At 56.2% G+C, this 16,652-nt stretch carries 18 protein-coding genes; 7 read left to right on the top strand and 11 right to left on the bottom strand.

The genetic code is table 11. The annotated features are described in order from the left end of the window. Together AABO57_27250 and AABO57_27245 are read right to left on the bottom strand one after the other, a co-directional pair. Positions 1–238: hypothetical protein (locus AABO57_27250; GenBank protein MEK6289427.1), on the bottom strand; the 238-nt coding region annotated here is incomplete at its 3' end. 261 nt (positions 239–499) lie between these two features. After that, the gene (locus tag AABO57_27245) at positions 500–847 is read right to left on the bottom strand and encodes a response regulator (GenBank protein ID MEK6289426.1); all 348 of its coding nucleotides are present in this window, start codon (positions 845–847) and stop codon (positions 500–502) included. Positions 848–2,027: 1,180 nt separating this feature from the next. Between AABO57_27245 and AABO57_27240 the strand changes: the two genes are divergently transcribed. The 5 genes from AABO57_27240 (at position 2,028) to AABO57_27220 (ending at position 7,768) form a co-directional block, all read left to right on the top strand. Beyond that, entirely contained in the window at positions 2,028–2,399 is a 372-nt protein-coding gene (locus tag AABO57_27240; protein ID MEK6289425.1) for a hypothetical protein, read from the top strand. A gap of 375 nt (positions 2,400–2,774) precedes the next feature. Continuing rightward, on the top strand, positions 2,775–4,223 hold the full coding sequence (gene glgA / locus AABO57_27235) for a glycogen synthase GlgA (GenBank protein ID MEK6289424.1): 1,449 nt from the start codon (positions 2,775–2,777) through the stop codon (positions 4,221–4,223). 47 nt (positions 4,224–4,270) lie between these two features. Next, the gene (gene trxA, locus AABO57_27230) at positions 4,271–4,609 is read left to right on the top strand and encodes a thioredoxin (GenBank protein MEK6289423.1); all 339 of its coding nucleotides are present in this window, start codon (positions 4,271–4,273) and stop codon (positions 4,607–4,609) included. Between the two features lie 164 nt (positions 4,610–4,773). Next, positions 4,774–6,075, top strand: a complete 1,302-nt coding sequence (locus AABO57_27225) for an adenylosuccinate synthase (protein MEK6289422.1) — start codon at positions 4,774–4,776, stop codon at positions 6,073–6,075. 193 nt (positions 6,076–6,268) lie between these two features. After that, positions 6,269–7,768, top strand: a complete 1,500-nt coding sequence (locus AABO57_27220; protein ID MEK6289421.1) for an RNA polymerase sigma factor RpoD/SigA — start codon at positions 6,269–6,271, stop codon at positions 7,766–7,768. A 137-nt stretch (positions 7,769–7,905) separates the two neighbouring features. Here the strand turns inward: AABO57_27220 and acpS are convergent, their stop codons facing one another. Together acpS and AABO57_27210 are read right to left on the bottom strand one after the other, a co-directional pair. After that, positions 7,906–8,334, bottom strand: coding sequence for a holo-ACP synthase (acpS, locus tag AABO57_27215; GenBank protein ID MEK6289420.1), 429 nt, complete (start codon positions 8,332–8,334; stop codon positions 7,906–7,908). 1 nt (position 8,335) lies between these two features. Continuing rightward, positions 8,336–9,247 carry a ribonuclease Z gene (locus tag AABO57_27210; protein MEK6289419.1) on the bottom strand — a complete coding sequence of 304 codons (912 nt, stop codon included), beginning with the start codon at positions 9,245–9,247 and terminating at the stop codon, positions 8,336–8,338. Positions 9,248–9,416: 169 nt separating this feature from the next. Here AABO57_27210 and AABO57_27205 point away from each other — a divergent pair, with 169 nt between their 5' ends. After that, positions 9,417–9,656, top strand: a complete 240-nt coding sequence (locus AABO57_27205; protein ID MEK6289418.1) for a DUF1573 domain-containing protein — start codon at positions 9,417–9,419, stop codon at positions 9,654–9,656. A gap of 30 nt (positions 9,657–9,686) precedes the next feature. Further along, positions 9,687–10,499: a hypothetical protein gene (locus AABO57_27200; GenBank protein ID MEK6289417.1), complete on the top strand. Its 813-nt coding sequence runs from the start codon at positions 9,687–9,689 to the stop codon at positions 10,497–10,499. 68 nt (positions 10,500–10,567) lie between these two features. Here AABO57_27200 and thiE read toward each other — a convergent pair whose 3' ends face one another. The 7 genes from thiE to rpsK form a co-directional block, all read right to left on the bottom strand. Further along, positions 10,568–11,188 carry a thiamine phosphate synthase gene (thiE, locus tag AABO57_27195; protein MEK6289416.1) on the bottom strand — a complete coding sequence of 207 codons (621 nt, stop codon included), beginning with the start codon at positions 11,186–11,188 and terminating at the stop codon, positions 10,568–10,570. A gap of 114 nt (positions 11,189–11,302) precedes the next feature. Further along, entirely contained in the window at positions 11,303–12,694 is a 1,392-nt protein-coding gene (accC, locus tag AABO57_27190; protein MEK6289415.1) for an acetyl-CoA carboxylase biotin carboxylase subunit, read from the bottom strand. Positions 12,695–12,825: 131 nt separating this feature from the next. Continuing rightward, the gene (accB, locus tag AABO57_27185) at positions 12,826–13,356 is read right to left on the bottom strand and encodes an acetyl-CoA carboxylase biotin carboxyl carrier protein (protein ID MEK6289414.1); all 531 of its coding nucleotides are present in this window, start codon (positions 13,354–13,356) and stop codon (positions 12,826–12,828) included. Between the two features lie 165 nt (positions 13,357–13,521). Further along, the gene (gene rplQ, locus AABO57_27180) at positions 13,522–14,199 is read right to left on the bottom strand and encodes a 50S ribosomal protein L17 (GenBank protein ID MEK6289413.1); all 678 of its coding nucleotides are present in this window, start codon (positions 14,197–14,199) and stop codon (positions 13,522–13,524) included. A gap of 44 nt (positions 14,200–14,243) precedes the next feature. Beyond that, positions 14,244–15,254, bottom strand: coding sequence for a DNA-directed RNA polymerase subunit alpha (locus tag AABO57_27175; protein MEK6289412.1), 1,011 nt, complete (start codon positions 15,252–15,254; stop codon positions 14,244–14,246). Positions 15,255–15,344: 90 nt separating this feature from the next. Continuing rightward, positions 15,345–15,986, bottom strand: a complete 642-nt coding sequence (gene rpsD / locus AABO57_27170) for a 30S ribosomal protein S4 (protein MEK6289411.1) — start codon at positions 15,984–15,986, stop codon at positions 15,345–15,347. A gap of 205 nt (positions 15,987–16,191) precedes the next feature. After that, positions 16,192–16,599: a 30S ribosomal protein S11 gene (gene rpsK, locus AABO57_27165; GenBank protein MEK6289410.1), complete on the bottom strand. Its 408-nt coding sequence runs from the start codon at positions 16,597–16,599 to the stop codon at positions 16,192–16,194. Between the last annotated feature and the right edge of the window lie 53 nt (positions 16,600–16,652).

Below are 16,652 nucleotides of genomic sequence, written 5' to 3'. Positions count from 1 at the left end.
GCCGCCCGCCTGCGTAGATGTATTCCTTCGACGGGCTGTTCGAGTTCAGGCTCGCCAGCGATACTGTTTGCCGTTGCTTACCCTTTTGCCTGAGCGAAGAATCGAATGCGCCAGAGTTAGCCAGCATAGTCAAGGCTGCGATCAGGCTCAGCACGAAGCCAACGGCAATGACGACTTGGGGCCTGCGCCGCGTCAGTAAACCTGACCGCTTTTTCTGGCTGGTTTTCTTTCCTGACATCCTCTCTCCTTTACATTACTGAGTTCTAGCTTCAACAAACTTAAGCGATTCATAGCTCCGTCGGTTGACCAAGACACTTGTAGGCTCTAGCGAGAACTAAGAAACACTCTGATTTGTTAAGAAGCCTCGTAGCTCATTTGTTCGCTATTACTCCTAGACGCGAATCGCCATCCGAATAATCCGACTTTCAAAGAATTAAATTCTCAGCCGTGACCGCACGTCCGCCGATTACCGACCATTGACTTACCACTGATTACCAATTCACGAGACGTGCTTGTTCACAGCCCAGATCAGGGCGCTCACGTTAACGGGTTTGATTAAGACCTCATCGGCGCCCGCCGCTTTCGCTTCGTCTGTTACCTCTCCGATACCAGTGACCATCACAACGGCAGTCGTCATCCGGTGCTCAAGCGACCGGATGAACCTAACAAGCTGCACTCCATTTGTTCCCGGCACAGGATAGCGCAGTAGAATGAGGTCGTAAGGCTCACTTCCGGCCACTTGGCTCATTGCACAGTCGCGACTAGTGCAGATAGCAACAGTCCAGCCAAGTTTCTCAAAGACTTCGGCGAACACTTTCGCGAGGGCCGGGGATTCTATTAGCAGCATTGACTTCATAGCCAGAAGGGACTATTAATGCGGTGGAAAAAAAGAGGGAACGCCGCGCAGTTCGGACTTCCTGGGTGTCGGTCCTCGCCGCGAGGCGTACCCTTCTAGCCGCTAAAGGAGAAACGGTACCCTCGGGTGCGCGTGCTCGCGGCTGAGCACGCGCACCATTCTCAATTTCAGCTATTCGGTCAGCCAGAGGACGGCCTGTTTTCTGTAGGAACTCGCACAGAGCCGCCAGGGAAGGCAAAGTATCACACGATACCTTGCGTCCTACAACAACAAAGGGGCAGCGAATATCACTATCTGTAATCCGATATCACCATTTCGCTATGAGGTTGAGATGCGCCTCCTGTATTGGGAGGGTGAGAGGTCGAACGACCTTCTGAAATGGCGCGCGAAGTGTGTCTTGTTGTTGTAGCCTGCCAGTGCCATGATCTGCTTGATGCTCAGTACACTTGTTGCCAGGAGGTGAGCGGCTTTTTCCATTCTGAGTCGTCTGAGATATTCGCCCGAGGTTAGTCCGGTTTGAATCTTGAAGAGCCGAGTGAGGTGAGAAGCAGAGAGATTTGCTACCTCTGTCAATTCGGTCAGAGAAATCTTTCGCTGAAGAGATCGCAATTCTCGGTTCGCCTTCGGCTCAAGCGCGTTGATGCTTGCGCTTGCGTTCTTTCTGTGGACTAGATTGCGAACCTAACTTCCGGCTAGTCCTTTAGCTCACATTCTAATGACTTTTGCGCTGTCGCCACATTGAAGCTGGCGGACAGGGGAACCTGTGTCTCCGTGGCGGCTCGCATTCTATAACAATTGCTTTCAATTTTCACTAAGAAAGGTGAAATCAGCTACCGGAGATTTGATACGCAAGATAGGCGCGCACGTAAACGGCGGTGATGGGGCCGATCGAAAGCTACGGTTGTCGTTGCTGGCTGAGCGCATAGGAGTAACCCATATTAAGGGCAGGTGGGCAACGATACTCATTCACTCCCCGGCCTGTATTGGTCTGAGTTCAGGCTGATCTTCGGAGCCCGTTTTTTTGACGACTTCCTTCGCGTGACTTTCAATGCTGAAGAATTGCGTAGAAATCAAAATAACGGCCGGTGTCTTGATTAAATTAAGACATCGCCAAATATAATAACGCTTGGTCTTGACATTCTCGGCTTGTGCAATGATAACAAAGGAGTCAATGAGCAGCGACGATCTTACTAAAGAACTGCGAGACGGCGACGGCAAAACTACTCAGCCGATGATAGCGGACTTGTTTCGGCTTGTCGAAGAGATGAAGCAAAGCATGGAGACACGCTTTGATGAGACAAATGCCCGTATTGACGCGACCAATACTCGGCTTGATGCAATAGAGTCGCGACTCGCACGTGATCTTGCGGACGTCGATGCCCGCCTATCAGATAGAATGGAGAGCCTATCAGATAAAATGGAGAAAGGATTCATAGTGATGGGCGACAAGATAGATGCTCTAAATCGAGGCAGACTCCAAACGGAGGCAGAACAAAGCAATATCCTTCGTCGGATTCGCGATCTAGAATCTACGGCTTCGTGATTGGGGCTATATAGCTTGGCCTTCCCTCCTTCAGAGACATCTCGACTCCCTTGAAAAACTTCTTGGCGATTCACCCGCCGGCACCAAAGTTACCCAAGCCTTTACCTGTGTATTGAGCTGAACCCGGACATTACCATCCTCCATCTTCTTCACCGTTACACCAACAGAGAAGCCAGCACAAGTGAACGAAATCCCGCTGTGGAAACTCAGGATGCCGCTGTCTTTCTCGCTGTGGTTGATGACAAAGTTTTCGTTAGCGAAGCGATCTCAGTTCAGGCCGATCTTCGGAGCCCGTATTCTTGACAACTTCATTCGCGGTCGGCTACTGTTTTTCATTCGGATGCGGCACAGATTCCTGACAATGGGAGCGCGCTTTTGAATATTTTACTGGCAGCGTCGGAAGTCGTACCGTACGCAAAAACCGGCGGGCTAGCAGACGTGGCGGGCGCCCTGCCGAAGGCGCTGGCGCGGCTCGGACATAAGGTTCGGGTCGTTATGCCGCGCTACAAACTCGAGAAGATCGAAGCGATCAGCGAGCGCTTACCCGGCGAGATTGCCGTGCCCTTCAATTTCGGCGTGCGTCGCATCGCGGTTTATGTTGATCGTTCCGGTGAAGTCCCGGTTTACTTCATCGATGCACCCGAATACTTCTCGCGAGGAAAGCTCTACGGAGAGCCTGACGATGCAGAGCGCTTCGCATTCTTCAGCCGAGCACTGCTCGAATTGGCAAAAGCGTTTGGCGAGCACTTCGACATCATCCACTTGAACGACTGGATGACCGGACTGGTACCCGCGTATCTGAAGACGGTTTACAACGGCGATCCGGCCTTCGACGGGACGAAGATTCTGTTCACCGTTCACAACATTGCGTTTCCCGGTTTGTTCGATCCCGGCCAGCTAGGAAAGTTTGGTCTGCCCGATTGGATCGATCGAACGGAAGGTGGTATCGAATTCTACAATCTCGCGAGCGCGCTCAAAGCGGGTCTGGTTCTTTCGGACGCAATCTCGACCGTCAGCCCTCGCTATGCCGCGGAGATTCAAACGCCCGAGTTCGGCGAGAAATTCGACGGAGTGCTTTGCGCGCGGCGCCATGATCTATTCGGTATCCTCAACGGCGTCGACTACGATGAGTGGAACCCGGAAACGGACAAGTACATTGCGGGAAATTACTCTGCTGCTGACTTGAGCGGTAAGCTCGAGTGCAAGCGCGATCTGCTCGGCGCGTTCGGGCTGCCCGAGGACCTTAATCGCCCGTTGATCGGTTGCATATCGAGGCTGTCAAACCAAAAAGGTTTCGACCTGATTCTCTCAATCGCGGATACAATGCTTGATGCAGGAGTCGCCTTCGTGCTTCTCGGGTCCGGCGAAGAAGTTTACGAGCGTGCCTTTCAAGCGTTGCGCGACGCGCGACGTTCTCAGGTCGGCGTGTATTTGGGCTTCTCCAACGAACTGGCTCACAAGATCGAGGCGGGCGCGGATATGTTCCTGATGCCCTCACGATTCGAGCCCTGCGGGCTGAACCAAATGTATTCGCTGAAGTACGGCACGGTGCCGATTGTCCGTGCGGCGGGAGGCTTGGACGACACGATAGAGAACTTCGAGCGTGTTCCACTTCGCGGCAACGGGTTCAAGTTCTATGAGTACGACGCGGAGCGCTTGCTCGAGAAAATACACGAAGCGCTTCAGGAATACGCGGAGCGCGATCTGTGGCGGGTACTGATGCTCAATGGTATGCGCGCAGACTATTCCTGGACCCAGTCGGCGCGGCACTACGTCGAGCTCTACCAAAGGCTGGTAGGTGTCGGAGCTTCCGCAACGGTCTAAACCGGCTCGCTGCTGCCGGTACTAAGCATTGAATCTCGGAGGTGGTGATGAGCGAGTTAGTGAGTGATGTGACCGATCAGAACTTCGAGCAGGAAGTTCTCAAATCAGACCAGCCGGTCCTGGTAGACTTCTGGGCCGAATGGTGCCATCCGTGCAAGATGCTGGCGCCGGCGGTCGAACAAGTGGCTGAGAAGTATCAGGGCAAGACAAAGGTCGTCAAGCTGAACGTCGACGACAACAACCCTACGGCTCAGCGTTGCGGCATAAAGGGCATCCCGACTTTGATCCTGTTCAAGGGTGGCACCGAGACGGATCGGGTTGTCGGCGCCACGTCCAAAGACAATATCGCCCGCATGATTGACCGCGCGCTCGGCACCGTTTCTTGAGCCGCGATCGGGGCCAGCTACACCGAAACAGCAGGCGCACACGTTGTCAGAAATAGTGTGCGCCTGCAGGTTTGTTTCGGCGCAGGACATCGCCGCCTTGCTAATAGAGCTGCGAGAGTGGCTCCGGCAACCTGTTTCAGAGACTCGCGGGTAAATAGGCTGACATGAAAAACGTCGTCGTAGTGGGCGCCCAGTGGGGCGACGAAGGCAAGGGCAAGGTCGTCGATATACTAGCGCCGCATTTTGACATTGTCGCTCGCTATCAAGGCGGCCACAACGCCGGCCATACCGTCCGCATAGGCGATCGAAAATTCATTCTGAGGCTCATTCCTTCCGGCATTCTCCACGACGAATGTTCGTGCGTAATCGGCAACGGGGTGGTCGTCGAGCCGCGCGCGTTCAACTCCGAGCTTCAAGAGCTTCGAGAGTTGGGGGTCGAATGCGAGGGCCGTCTGTTCGTCTCGAGTCGCGCTCACTTGATACTGCCTTATCACGTAACCCTCGACCGGGCTCGCGAAGAACGCCTGGGCGCTAACAGCGTGGGCACTACGATGCGAGGAATAGGGCCGGCTTATGAAGACAAAGCCTCGCGCACCGGAATCCGCGCGGGTGATCTGCTTTATCCGGACCTGCTGCGCGAGAAGATTCGAGCAAACATCAAGGAGAAAAACCTCGAGTTGATCTCGATGAATGTTCAGGCGATGGATGTCGATTCCACGCTTGATGATTTCCTCGCTGACGCGTTGCGCCTCAAGCCCTTTATCCGCGACACTGCGGCGATGATCAACACAGCCACGCGAGATGGTAAGTCCGTGTTGATTGAAGGCGCGCAGGGGACGATGCTCGACGTCGATCACGGCACGTATCCGTTTGTCACTTCATCAAACGCCACTGCCGGGGGCGCGGCGACCGGTCTGGGTCTGGCGCCGAGGAAAATAACCGGAGCTCTGGGGATCGCGAAGGCATACACCACCCGCGTGGGAGGCGGTCCATTCCCCACCGAGTTATTAGACGAACACGGGGCCTACTTGCAGAAGCGCGGGAACGAATACGGTGCGGTGACCGGCAGGCCGCGCCGAACAGGCTGGTTCGACGCAACGGTAGTGCGGTATGCGGTGATGCTGAACGGGTTTGACGCTCTCGCGCTGACTAAACTCGATGTGCTGGATGAGTTCGAAGAGATCAACATATCGACTGGGTATCGTTGCCGCGGCGAGTTGTTAGCAGATATGCCCTACGGCGCGAGCGTGCTGGCCGAGTGCGAACCGGTCTATGAAACCCTGCCTGGTTGGAAAGTCACAACGAGCCGCACGACAAAGTTCGACGAATTGCCGCAGGCTGCCAAAGACTACATCAGCCGCGTCGAGGAACTATGCGGCGCGCCGGTCGCGCTAATCTCCACCGGGCCGGACCGCACGGAGACCATCATTCGAGAAGGATCGCCCATCAGCGCCTGGACGAAATGAATCGCCGCTCGCCGATCGCTTCTCAACGCCCTTCCATTTCGTCTCTCACAGACGGACCCGGTATTAGCTAGGTCCGAATTCAATTTTAGTTTTATTAATTTTTCTTGTTCTCGAGCCCCGACTACAATCAAAACCGTAGAGGTCCGAAGATCTCAGATAACCTGAACTCGCAATCCCGGCGAGGAGAACGGCAATGATTATCGAAGAGACTGAAAGCGCTTTCGAACACGGCCAGGGTGAAGTCAACGGCGAGGAAACATTCGGCTTTGCAGATGAGCACGAGCAGGCAGAGGATGCAGAGGACGTCGATCGGACGGACCTTCTCAAGCTGTATCTGCGCGAGGCCAGCCGGTCGTCAATGCTCACCGCCGAAGGAGAAGTTGCGGCAGCCAGGCGTATCGAGCGAGCGAGAATCCGTCTGATGAGGCTGCTTTCGAGATCGCTGATCGTCGCCGACTATTGCTTGCACCTCAGGCGAGCCTTTCAGCGCGGTCTGGAAAGTCCCGCGGACGTGATCGAGAAAGCGGTGGTTGAAGGCTACGCATCGACGCGTGTGCTGGTTTCGGAACTATCGGATCCTGCCCTGGCCATGATCGAATCCACATATCGCGATGTGACTTCCCTCGAGATCGTATCGACTCGACGCGCGCGTAAGAAGCACACCACTCAAACTGCAATCGCCAGGAGGCGGGTGGCCCTATCTCGCTCGATTAGATCAATCACGTTCAAGCCTGCTGCAGAGCGTCGCTTGGTCGCGCTAGTGGACGCCGGCGGCTGTCTCGCTCGGCGGATGAGCGCGAAAGGGTCTGACCGGAAGGACGAAACGGGGTTGCAGCCGGCGACGAAGCAGAAAGAAGATTTCGATCTGGAAGCGTCGGTGGCGAAGGTCCTCGCGAGCGGGCTGGTCTCGAATTGCGAGTTGATCAATCTTTCAAAGAAGGTCACCGCGGCAATCAATGAGCTGAACGCAGCCAAGCAGAAGATGACCGAAGCAAACCTGCGGCTCGTGATTTCCGTGGCGCGTCAGTTCTCGCGCAGAGGCCTGCCGTTCCTCGACCTGGTTCAAGAAGGCAATGTCGGATTGATGCGAGCGGTGGAGAAGTTCGAGTGGCGGCGCGGCTTCAGGTTTTCTACCTATGCGATGTGGTGGATCCGCCAGTCAATGTCGCGTGCACTCGATACGCAGAGCCGCATCGTGCGGCTTCCCGCATCCGAACTCGCGCTGATAAACAAGGCCTCTCGCGTGTCGCGTGCAATTCGCGAAGAGACTAGCGCCGAAGCGACCGGGGCCCAGATAGCGGAGCGACTCGCGGTAGAGCCGGACAGAGTGAGCGAGGCCCTGGGGTTCGCACAGCACACTCTGACTCTCGACGTCCCGGCTAACGACAACGGCGAGACCGCAGTTAATTTCATCGACGACGGTGATTATGCGAATCCGTTCAATGCGGCGCTCAACTGGTCAAGGCGCAGCGCAATCAAGCGGGCGTTAGCGCAACTGGCGCCGCGCGAAGCGAAGATACTAAAAATGCATTATGGTTTGGAAGCAGGCTCTACGCCTCGGACGCTCGAGGAGATCGGGCAAGACCTATCAGTCACTCGCGAGCGCGTGCGCCAGATAGAAGCGGGTGCGCTCGCGAAGTTGCGGGAGCATGAGTTGGGCAGCACCCTTCGCGAGTTCCTCTCCTTCGCATGAAATCAAGAACAGAGAAGGATCGCAGGTTGGGAAGGTGGGCTTGCCCCCGCCTGTCACGGGCAGACACTCAACCGAAGCGCGGGCAAGCCCACCTTCCCAACCTGTGATCTTGCTATTTGACCTTTGCTTGCGAGTTGCTATCTAACGTGGGCATCAGCGGGCGCGGCGCATAACACTGCCCTTGCCGGATCACCCTCCAGGACAACCTGGGCCATTGCCAGATTAGCCGAATGAGTCAGCGACACGAGGGCCCTCGTCCCTCCGATCTCGCTCATCCGTTCGAGGGCTCTCCCGTGAAATCGAATCGTCGGCGCACCGCTCGGCTCACTGACGACCTCGATGTCCCTCCAGCCGACGCCGTCTGACCAGCCGGTGCCCAGCGCCTTCATCGCCGCTTCCTTTGCCGCGAACCGAGCAGCGTAACTGGCAAGCTTCGAGGCGCGACGCTCACAGTAGCCAATCTCTCCCTCTGTGAAAATCCGGGCGCGGAAGCGGTCGCCTCGGCGCGCGAAGACTTCCTCGATGCGAGAGATCTCAACCAGGTCGATTCCTATCGCGACAATCATTTTAGACTTCAATCTCCATCAGGTCCTCGGCCAGGATGGTATCGGGAAAAATCGCGCGCGCTTCTTCAAGAAGCGGGGTCGCGTCTGGAAAGCGAGAACTAAAGTGAGTAATCAGCAATCGACGGGCTCCTGCGTCGCGAGCAGTACGAGCAGCTTGGGCCGCAGTGGAGTGGCCATACTGCTGAGCCTCGGCGGCGAACTCCTCGGTATAAGTCGCTTCGTGAATCAACAGGTCAACGCCTCGCGCGAGTTCAAGCGAGTTCTCACAGGGCCGCGTGTCGAGGCAATAGGCCACGGACTTTCCCTGTCGTGCTGGGCCCAGCACATCGGATGGGCGGACAACACCGGCGTCCGCGAGGCTAACGTCCTGGCCGGCTTGCAGACGGCCCCACAGCGGCCCTTCGGGCACCCCTAGCTCGCGCGCTCGTTCGACATTGAACCGGCCCGGGCGAGGCTGTTCGTCGATGCGATAGCCCAACGCGAACACTCGATGATCCAGCGAAAGTGCGGTTACCGTGTATTCCGTTGTTTGGTAGACGATACTTGAATCCGGAAGCGTGTTGAACTCCCTGAGCTCGACAGGATAGGTCAAGAACACAACTCTCAACCGCTCGAGCATATCCAAATAGTCGCGGATTCCGCGCGGTCCGGTGAGCCCAAGGTCCCGAGTGCGCCGGTCAAGCCCCATCGTCGAGAGAAGTCCAGGCAGGCCGTTGAAGTGGTCGCCGTGCAAATGAGTAATGAACACCGCGGCGAGGCGGCTGGTGCTCAGACCGGCGCGCGCGATCTGCATCTGTGCGCCCTCACCGCAATCAAACAGCAGCCATTCCGACTCGCGCGCCACAGCAAGCGCGCTCACGCTTCGCTTCAGAGTAGGCTTGCCCGAACTTGTGCCAAGCGGAATAACCCTCATCGGCCTCTACTTTACCACACCAACAGTGGATGTTCGGAGGTTCCCGGTTTATGCAACAGCGCCCTAAGACCGGCTGGCGCGCGCTGGAAGAAAAAGATTGTGACATCGCTACATTTCATCTGATAGACTCTTCCGGTACGTCACCCTCTGATAGCTGGAGAAATCACTTATGAAGGTTTGCAGAACAATGTTTGCCATAGCGCTTTTGACGGTAAGCTTGCTGACGGCCGGCGCACAGGAGAAGCCGAACGGCCGGAGCACTCCGTCGGGCGCCGCACCAATCCTGGTTATCGATTCGTTTACACACGACTTCGGCGAAGTGAAAGCCGGCACGCCGCTTCGCTTTGCTTTCAAGGTCAAGAACGAAGGTAAGGCAGACCTCGTGATAAATAGCGTCAGCCCTGGCTGAGGATGCACAAAGGGCGACTATGACAAAGTCGTGCCTCCTGGTCAGGAGGGAAAGATCGAACTGGCAGTCGAGCATACCGAGGGCTTTTCGGGTGAAGTAGCAAAGTCGGCGAGCGTATCGACCAATGATCCCAAGACTCCCAACTTCAACCTCGTACTGCGGGCCCGGTTCAAGACCAACCAGCCGCCTGCCACTCCGCCGCCTCCTCCACCGTTGAACCCCAATCCTGTGCTCAGGGTCGAACCCGGCGATCGGTGGACCACCAGCGTTCTAAGCGGTAGCAGTTCCTCAAACACCATGTTCCTGTACAACCCTTTGGCGACTCCTGTTCACGCCAAGAGGATAATTCCCGGCGGCAATGAGTTCACGGCGACGCTTCAGACCATACAAGACGGGAAGCGTTACGAGATATTGGTCGCAAGCAATCCGGCGCTCAAGCCCGGCCACTACCTTCAAACCTTGAAGGTCTTGACCGATAGTACTACTCAGCCGGAGGTGGCCATCGAACTCGAGCTGACCGTTTACCCGAAGGTGTTCGCGTCACCTCCGTCAATCACAATGCCGACGATGCCGGCTGCTGCGGACCTGTCGGCTATCAACTGGCCGATGATCTATGTGCGAAAGATCAGAGAGAAGGGGCTGATAATCAAGGGCTACAGTTCTACGCTTCCATTTATCAAGCTCGAGTTGTTGACTGAAACCGAGGGTCAGGTCTACAAGATTCGGCTCACGCTGGACACCACGAAGATCAAGCCGGGCGAGTTCAAGGGCACCGTCCACATTGAGACTAACGATCCCGAAGTTCCAGTCCTCGACGTTCCCGTGCAGGGTTCTTTCAAATAAATCGCACCCCTTACCACGCAGGGCCGCTCACGCACGGGCGGCCTTGCCACAATCGTCAACCACAGCTTTCAACGAAGCGAGTTAACAAAGCGCTTTGTTCGCTCGGCAATGTCGCCCGCCGTTAGCAAGTCAGAAATGACCGCAACACTGTTGGCGCCCGCTTCGATGACCGCACGAGCCGTCTCCAGTGTGATACCCCCGATCGCGACGAGTGGTTTAGATATGCGGCTTTGAATTTCAGCAACAGCCTGAAGTCCCAGGACAGGATCGGGTTTGTCTTTTGTGGATGTCCGAAAGATGGGTCCGATGGCGATGTAGTCGACGGGCGCGGAATCGGCTGCCAAAGCCTGTTCCAGGGAATGAGTCGAAAACCCTATGATGCGGCTTTCCCCCATCAGCAGCCTCGCTCTATCGGGCGGGAGGTCGTCTTGCCCGAGGTGGACCCCATCCGCCTTGGCGGCTATCGCGATGTCGACGCGGTCGTTGATTATGATCTGAACCCCAAGCGATCGGGCTACCGACATCGCTTCAAGCGCCGCCTCATAGAACTCGCGTGGTGAAGCGCGCTTCTCTCGCAACTGAATCAGGGAGGCGCCGCCAGCGGCCAGCAATTCAAGCTGGGCGGCATGGGATAAACCGCTTATGAGAGTGTCAGTGATTGGATAGACTATCGGAAGCGAGAAAGACATCGGGCCGACTTTAAGCCTCCGCGGGCTAGAATAAACTCTAGTCTGTGCGCGGTGATTGCAAGCCAGCAAGACCAACACAGACTAAAGTCTATGCTACGCTGGCATCTGACAAGCCTATTCGCCTGCACCCTGGGCTGCCTGTTGAGGTCCACTCTTAGCCGTGTCGTGGGTCTTGTTGAAGCGCTCCATGAATCTCGTTGACAGGTTTCCCGCCACGAAGTCCGGTTCACCGAGTATCCGCTGATGCAGCGGCACAGACGTTTCGATTCCTTCAACTATGTACGCTTCAAGCGCGCGCCGCATTCGCGCGATCGCCATGTCCCGAGTGCGGTGATGAACGATGAGTTTGGCGATGAGTGAGTCGTAATGCGGAGGTACAACCCAACCAGGATATGCCGCGGTGTCAACGCGAACACCAGGTCCGCCGGGCAGATTCATCGCCGTGATCAGACCCGGCGAGGGAACGTGCGTAATGGGAGATTCAGCGTTGATGCGGCATTCGATAGCATGGCCACTGAACACGATGTCCTCCTGGTCAAACTCGAGCCGCTCCCCGGCCGCAATGAGGATCTGTTCGCGAACCAGGTCCGTATTGGTAACGAACTCGGTCACCGGATGCTCGACCTGGATGCGCGTGTTCATCTCCATGAAGTAGAAGTTCTTGTCTTGATCCAGCAGAAACTCCATCGTTCCCGCGTTGACATAGCCAATTTCCCGACACGCACGCACGGCCAGCTCTCCCATCTTGCGGCGCAGTTCGGGTGTGAGAGCCGGCGAGGGCGATTCTTCGATTAGCTTTTGATGTCTGCGTTGAATTGAGCACTCGCGCTCTCCCAGATGCACGACGTTGCCGTGCTGATCGCCGAGGATTTGAATCTCTATGTGGCGAGCTGTCTCGATGTACTTTTCGATGTAGACCGCCGGATTGCTGAATGCGAGCTGGGCCTCTTGTTGAGCAGCCGGCAGCGCCGCGAGCAACTCATCTCGATCGTGTACTACTCGCATTCCGCGGCCTCCGCCGCCAGCCGCGGCTTTGATGATCACCGGGTATCCGACGTCCGCCGCGACCCGCACGGCTTCCTCTTCATCTTCGATCACGCCGTCGAACCCGGGCGTTATGGGAACCCCGGCGGCTTTCATCGCCGCGCGCGCCTGCGCCTTGTCTCCCATCAATTGGATGGTAGCGGAGTTGGGTCCGATGAACTTGATGTTGCATGCTTCGCAGACTTCAGCGAAGTACGCGTTCTCGGCAAGGAACCCGTAGCCCGGATGAATGGCGTCGACGTTAGTTATCTCAGCAGCAGATATGACAGCAGGAATATTCAGGTAACTCTTCGCCGATGGCGGCGGACCGATGCAGATAGCTTCGTCCGCAAAGCGCACGTGGAGGGAGTCGCGGTCAGCCTCAGAGTGAACGGCGACCGTGCGGACGCCAAGCTCCTTGCACGCCCATATGATCCGCGTCGCGATCTCGCCTCTGTTGGCAATGAGGATCTTCTTGAACATAAACGGGAATTGAAAATTGCAAATTGAAAATTGCAAATTGAAACTTGGGTTCAATCTCGCCGCCATTTCAATTGTCATTTTTCAATTTTCATTTTTCAATTTTCAATCTCCTTGCTTCTCACTCTTTGCTACTAACCAGTTTTGAGGCCGAACAAGGACTGACCGAATTCTACGGGCTGTCCATTCTCGACATAGATCTTAGCAATCACACCGCTAACCTCGGCTTGAATCTCGTTCATCAGCTTCATCGCTTCGATTATGCAAACGACCGTGTCCGGCTCGATGTGATCTCCGATTCTCACAAACGGCTCCGAGGTTGGCGAGGGTGCGTTATAGAACGTTCCAACTATTGGGGACCTGATGATCTGCAGCTCCGGTTCTGCCGCAGCGGCCTGGACACCCTTTTGCGCAGGAGCACTTGATGCGGCAGAGGACGTCTCGGCTTCGATCGACCCTCGACGCGCACTCGGCAGGAGAATATCCGAGGCGCTCGGAATAGCTGAGGAGATGATGATTGGAGCAGGGGCCGGCGGCAAAGCCTGCGGGTTGGATTCTCTGAAGCGACTGATGCGAAGGCGGAAGCCCTGTCGTTCAATCTCAAACTCTGCGAATCCCTTGTCGTTGACAAGCTCGATCAGGTCTTTGATTTCCTTCAGATTCATCCTTGCCTCCTCAATCTGGCGCCATTCACGTGCTGCCACATTCTTCGCAGACCCATTGTACCAAGAGAAGAGGAATCAGACGCCAATATTTGCGCGATCAATATGCGCGAAAGCCCCAACCGCTGGCGGCTGAGGCTTTCATCAGGTACCGGCAGTCCTGTCAGGCTACTCGCTCGTTTCCTTCCTCTTTGAAGCTTTAGTAGAAGCTCCCTTTTCCTTCACAGGCTGCTCTTGCGGCTCACCTTCTTTCTTTTTTGAAGATTTGGCAGAAGCTCCTTTTTTCTTAATAGGCTGCTCTTGCGGCACGCCTTCCTTCAATTCTGCCTTCTTGTGACGCCCAAAGAAGCGGCGTCCTTTCTTCTTCTCTTCCTTCTTCTCATCTTCGTGTACTTCCTTGGCCTCGCTTCCCAGCAACTCGATCAGCGCCATCTCAGCGCCATCGCCCCTGCGCGCCCCCAGCTTCAAGATGCGGGTGTAACCGCCCGGCCTCTCAGCAAATCTCGCAGCAACTTCATCGAAGAGCTTATCGAGCGCAGCCACGCCGGCGGTGCGCGGAGCGTGCGGACGCTTGTATCCACCATCTGGCACGCGGTTGGTGTTCCCGCTGAAGAAGTAGGCGGCCGCCCTTCTGCGATGGTGAAGCGCGCTTTCAGGCGCATCGGCTGCGAGCGCGCGCTTGCCCAGAGTAATAGCGCGCTCGGCAAAGGGCCTTAATTCTTTTGCCTTGGGTAGCGTGGTTATCAAGCGCTCGTGGGTGATGAGCGAGGTGCAAAGGTTACGCAGCAATGCCAAACGGTGCTCCGTCGTGCGCCCCAGTTTTCTATGGGCAACTCTATGTCGCATATCGAATCCCTAGTAAGAAAAACCCTGATTCACGGCTCGGTCTATCATGCGCCTGCCTCGTCGACCAGCCTTCCCTGCTCGTCAAACTTCATTCCAAGGTGCAATCCCATCGAAGAGAGAATCTCTTTGATCTCATTCAAGGACTTGCGGCCGAAGTTCTTCGTTTTGAGCATATCGGGCTCGGACTTCTGGACGAGTTCGCGGATAGTTCGAATATCGGCGTTCTTGAGACAGTTGTACGAGCGAACCGACAGTTCAAGTTCGTCGACAGACCGATCGAGATTCTCGTTGAACGTTATGCGGGCGGCTTCTTCGCTGTCGGCCTCTGCAAGTTCGGGCTCTTCCTCGAAGCTGATGAAGATCTGCATATGGTCTTTGATCAACTTCGCGGCGAGCCCCACCGCGTTCTCCGGCTTGACCGAGCCGTTGGTCCACACCTCGATCGTTAGCTTGTCATAATCGGTGTTCTGACCCAGGCGCGCGGACTCGACCGTATAGTTCACCTTCTTTACCGGCGAATGAACCGAATCGATCGGGATATATCCGACCGCCAGGTCCTCATCAAAGTTGCGCTCGGCGGAGACGTACCCTCGGCCCCGCTTCAACCGCATCTCGATTACCAGCGATCCACCCTCCGAGATCGTCGCGATATGGACGTTCGGGTCGAGGATCTCAACCTCGGCGTCCGTTTCGATCTCGCCGGACAGCATTTCGCCGGGCACGTTGCGTTCTACGCGAAGCGTCTTGGGTCCCGCGCCATGCAACTTGAACGGGATGCGCTTGAGGTTGAGTATGATATCGGTTGCATCTTCGACGACACCTGGTATCGACGAGAATTCGTGCAGCACACCCTCTACCTTGACAGCCGTTATGGCCGCGCCCTCAATCGACGAGAGCAGCGCGCGCCGCAAACAGTTTCCGATTGTTGTGCCGAAACCTCGCTCAAACGGTTGAGCGTAGAACTTGGCATAACGGCCGGTGGCTGTTTCGGTTTCGCACGCAAGGCGCTTTGGCCTCTGGAAGCCAATCATAAATTGAGTTTCTGTTCCGTCCATTGCTTCCTCTCAAGAGAGGCTGAGGTTCGAGGCCGGCCCTGAGACTTTGGGCAAACACCTCGTTCGCGCGCCCTCTTACCTCCAGCTCCACTACTTCGAATAGAGTTCGACGATAAGCTGTTCGTTAATGTTCTGACCTATGTCGTCGCGGCGTGGAAGAGCAACTACGCGGCCGCGTATCTCGTCAGGGGAGACGACCTCGAGCCAGGTTGGCCGCCCGCGACCCGATGCAGTTTGAAACGCGCTCTGGATGTGAATGTTCGAGCGGCTCCCTTCCCGCACCGAGATCTCGTCTCCGACCTTGACTTGAAAGCTTGGGATATCAACTTTGCGTCCATTGACCAGGACGTGTCCGTGGGTGACGAACTGGCGCGCCTGCGCTCGCGAAGTCGCGTAGCCCAGGCGGTAGACTACATTGTCCAAACGGCGCTCAAGCAAGGCGAGGAGGTTTTCGCCCGTCACGCCTTTCATTCGCATGGCCCTCTGGAAATACAGCCGAAACTGCCGCTCCAACATGCCGTATATGCGTTTGACCTTCTGTTTTTCGCGTAGCTGTTCCCCGTAGCCGACGAGCTGTTTGGCACGGCGTACGTTGCGGCCGTGTTGGCCAGGCGGCTGAGTGCCGCGCTTCTCGATGGGGCAAGTCGGCTTATAGCAGCGCTCGCCCTTTAAAAAGAGTTTCATTCCTTCCCGGCGGCAAAGTCTGCACACCGGGCCACGATATCTTGCCAAGGTCCAACTCCTCCGTCTACCGTCAGAACAAGCAATGACCTCAGTCACTGCCTATCGACAAGCAAAAGTTTACAGGCAACCAGATTTTGCCCTTCTTCCTTTAAGACGCCGGTGACATTCCTTTCGAAAATCACCGAAACGGGATCGTTCCCGCGTGCGTCTGAACCGCTCTTAGTTCAGCTCTGATGCAGATACAAGTTCTGAATCAGACCCTTCGGCGCTTTGGCGGCCGGCAGCCGTTGTGCGGAATCGGCGTAACGTCTCGAATCAGTCGAACCTCAATGCCCGCCGCTTGAATCGCTCGCACCGCCGACTCGCGGCCTGATCCCGGACCCTTAACCCTGACCTCGCAAGTCTGCATTCCGAGTTCACGGGCTGCCTGAGCGGCGCGGAGGCCAGCTTGTTGCGCCGCGAATGGAGTGCCCTTTCGCGACCCGTGAAAGCCAAGCGCACCCGACGACGACTGACTGATCAGGTTACCTTCCAGGTCGGTGATCGTTACCAGGGTGTTGTTGAAGCTCGCTTGAATGTGAACGATTCCCTGCGGCACCAACCGCCGCTCCTTGCGCTTGAATGTTTTCTTCTTGCCGGCTTTGGTTTGAGCTTTTGCCATAATCCCCGTGATGCGCGATCCGTGAAAAGAGATCCGATTGGTCACGGATCAAG

It is taken from the genome of Acidobacteriota bacterium, assembly GCA_038040445.1.
GTDB lineage: Bacteria > Acidobacteriota > Blastocatellia > UBA7656 > UBA7656 > Onstottus_A > Onstottus_A frigus.
Note: the sequence above shows the minus strand (reverse complement) of the source record. Positions and strands in the feature narration are given on the sequence as shown.

Bases quoted from the DNA above. Each gene is read 5' to 3' on its own strand.
- rplQ (MEK6289413.1), bottom strand. From the start codon at position 14,199: ATGCGACATAGAGTTGCCCATAGAAAACTGGGGCGCACGACGGAGCAC.
- accC (MEK6289415.1), bottom strand. From the start codon at position 12,694: ATGTTCAAGAAGATCCTCATTGCCAACAGAGGCGAGATCGCGACGCGG.
- accB (MEK6289414.1), bottom strand. From the start codon at position 13,356: ATGAATCTGAAGGAAATCAAAGACCTGATCGAGCTTGTCAACGACAAG.
- trxA (MEK6289423.1), top strand. From the start codon at position 4,271: ATGAGCGAGTTAGTGAGTGATGTGACCGATCAGAACTTCGAGCAGGAA.
- AABO57_27175 (MEK6289412.1), bottom strand. From the start codon at position 15,254: ATGGACGGAACAGAAACTCAATTTATGATTGGCTTCCAGAGGCCAAAG.
- AABO57_27240 (MEK6289425.1), top strand. From the start codon at position 2,028: ATGAGCAGCGACGATCTTACTAAAGAACTGCGAGACGGCGACGGCAAA.
- acpS (MEK6289420.1), bottom strand. From the start codon at position 8,334: ATGATTGTCGCGATAGGAATCGACCTGGTTGAGATCTCTCGCATCGAG.
- AABO57_27225 (MEK6289422.1), top strand. From the start codon at position 4,774: ATGAAAAACGTCGTCGTAGTGGGCGCCCAGTGGGGCGACGAAGGCAAG.
- AABO57_27220 (MEK6289421.1), top strand. From the start codon at position 6,269: ATGATTATCGAAGAGACTGAAAGCGCTTTCGAACACGGCCAGGGTGAA.
- AABO57_27205 (MEK6289418.1), top strand. From the start codon at position 9,417: ATGAAGGTTTGCAGAACAATGTTTGCCATAGCGCTTTTGACGGTAAGC.
- AABO57_27210 (MEK6289419.1), bottom strand. From the start codon at position 9,247: ATGAGGGTTATTCCGCTTGGCACAAGTTCGGGCAAGCCTACTCTGAAG.
- AABO57_27245 (MEK6289426.1), bottom strand. From the start codon at position 847: ATGCTGCTAATAGAATCCCCGGCCCTCGCGAAAGTGTTCGCCGAAGTC.
- thiE (MEK6289416.1), bottom strand. From the start codon at position 11,188: ATGTCTTTCTCGCTTCCGATAGTCTATCCAATCACTGACACTCTCATA.
- rpsK (MEK6289410.1), bottom strand. From the start codon at position 16,599: ATGGCAAAAGCTCAAACCAAAGCCGGCAAGAAGAAAACATTCAAGCGC.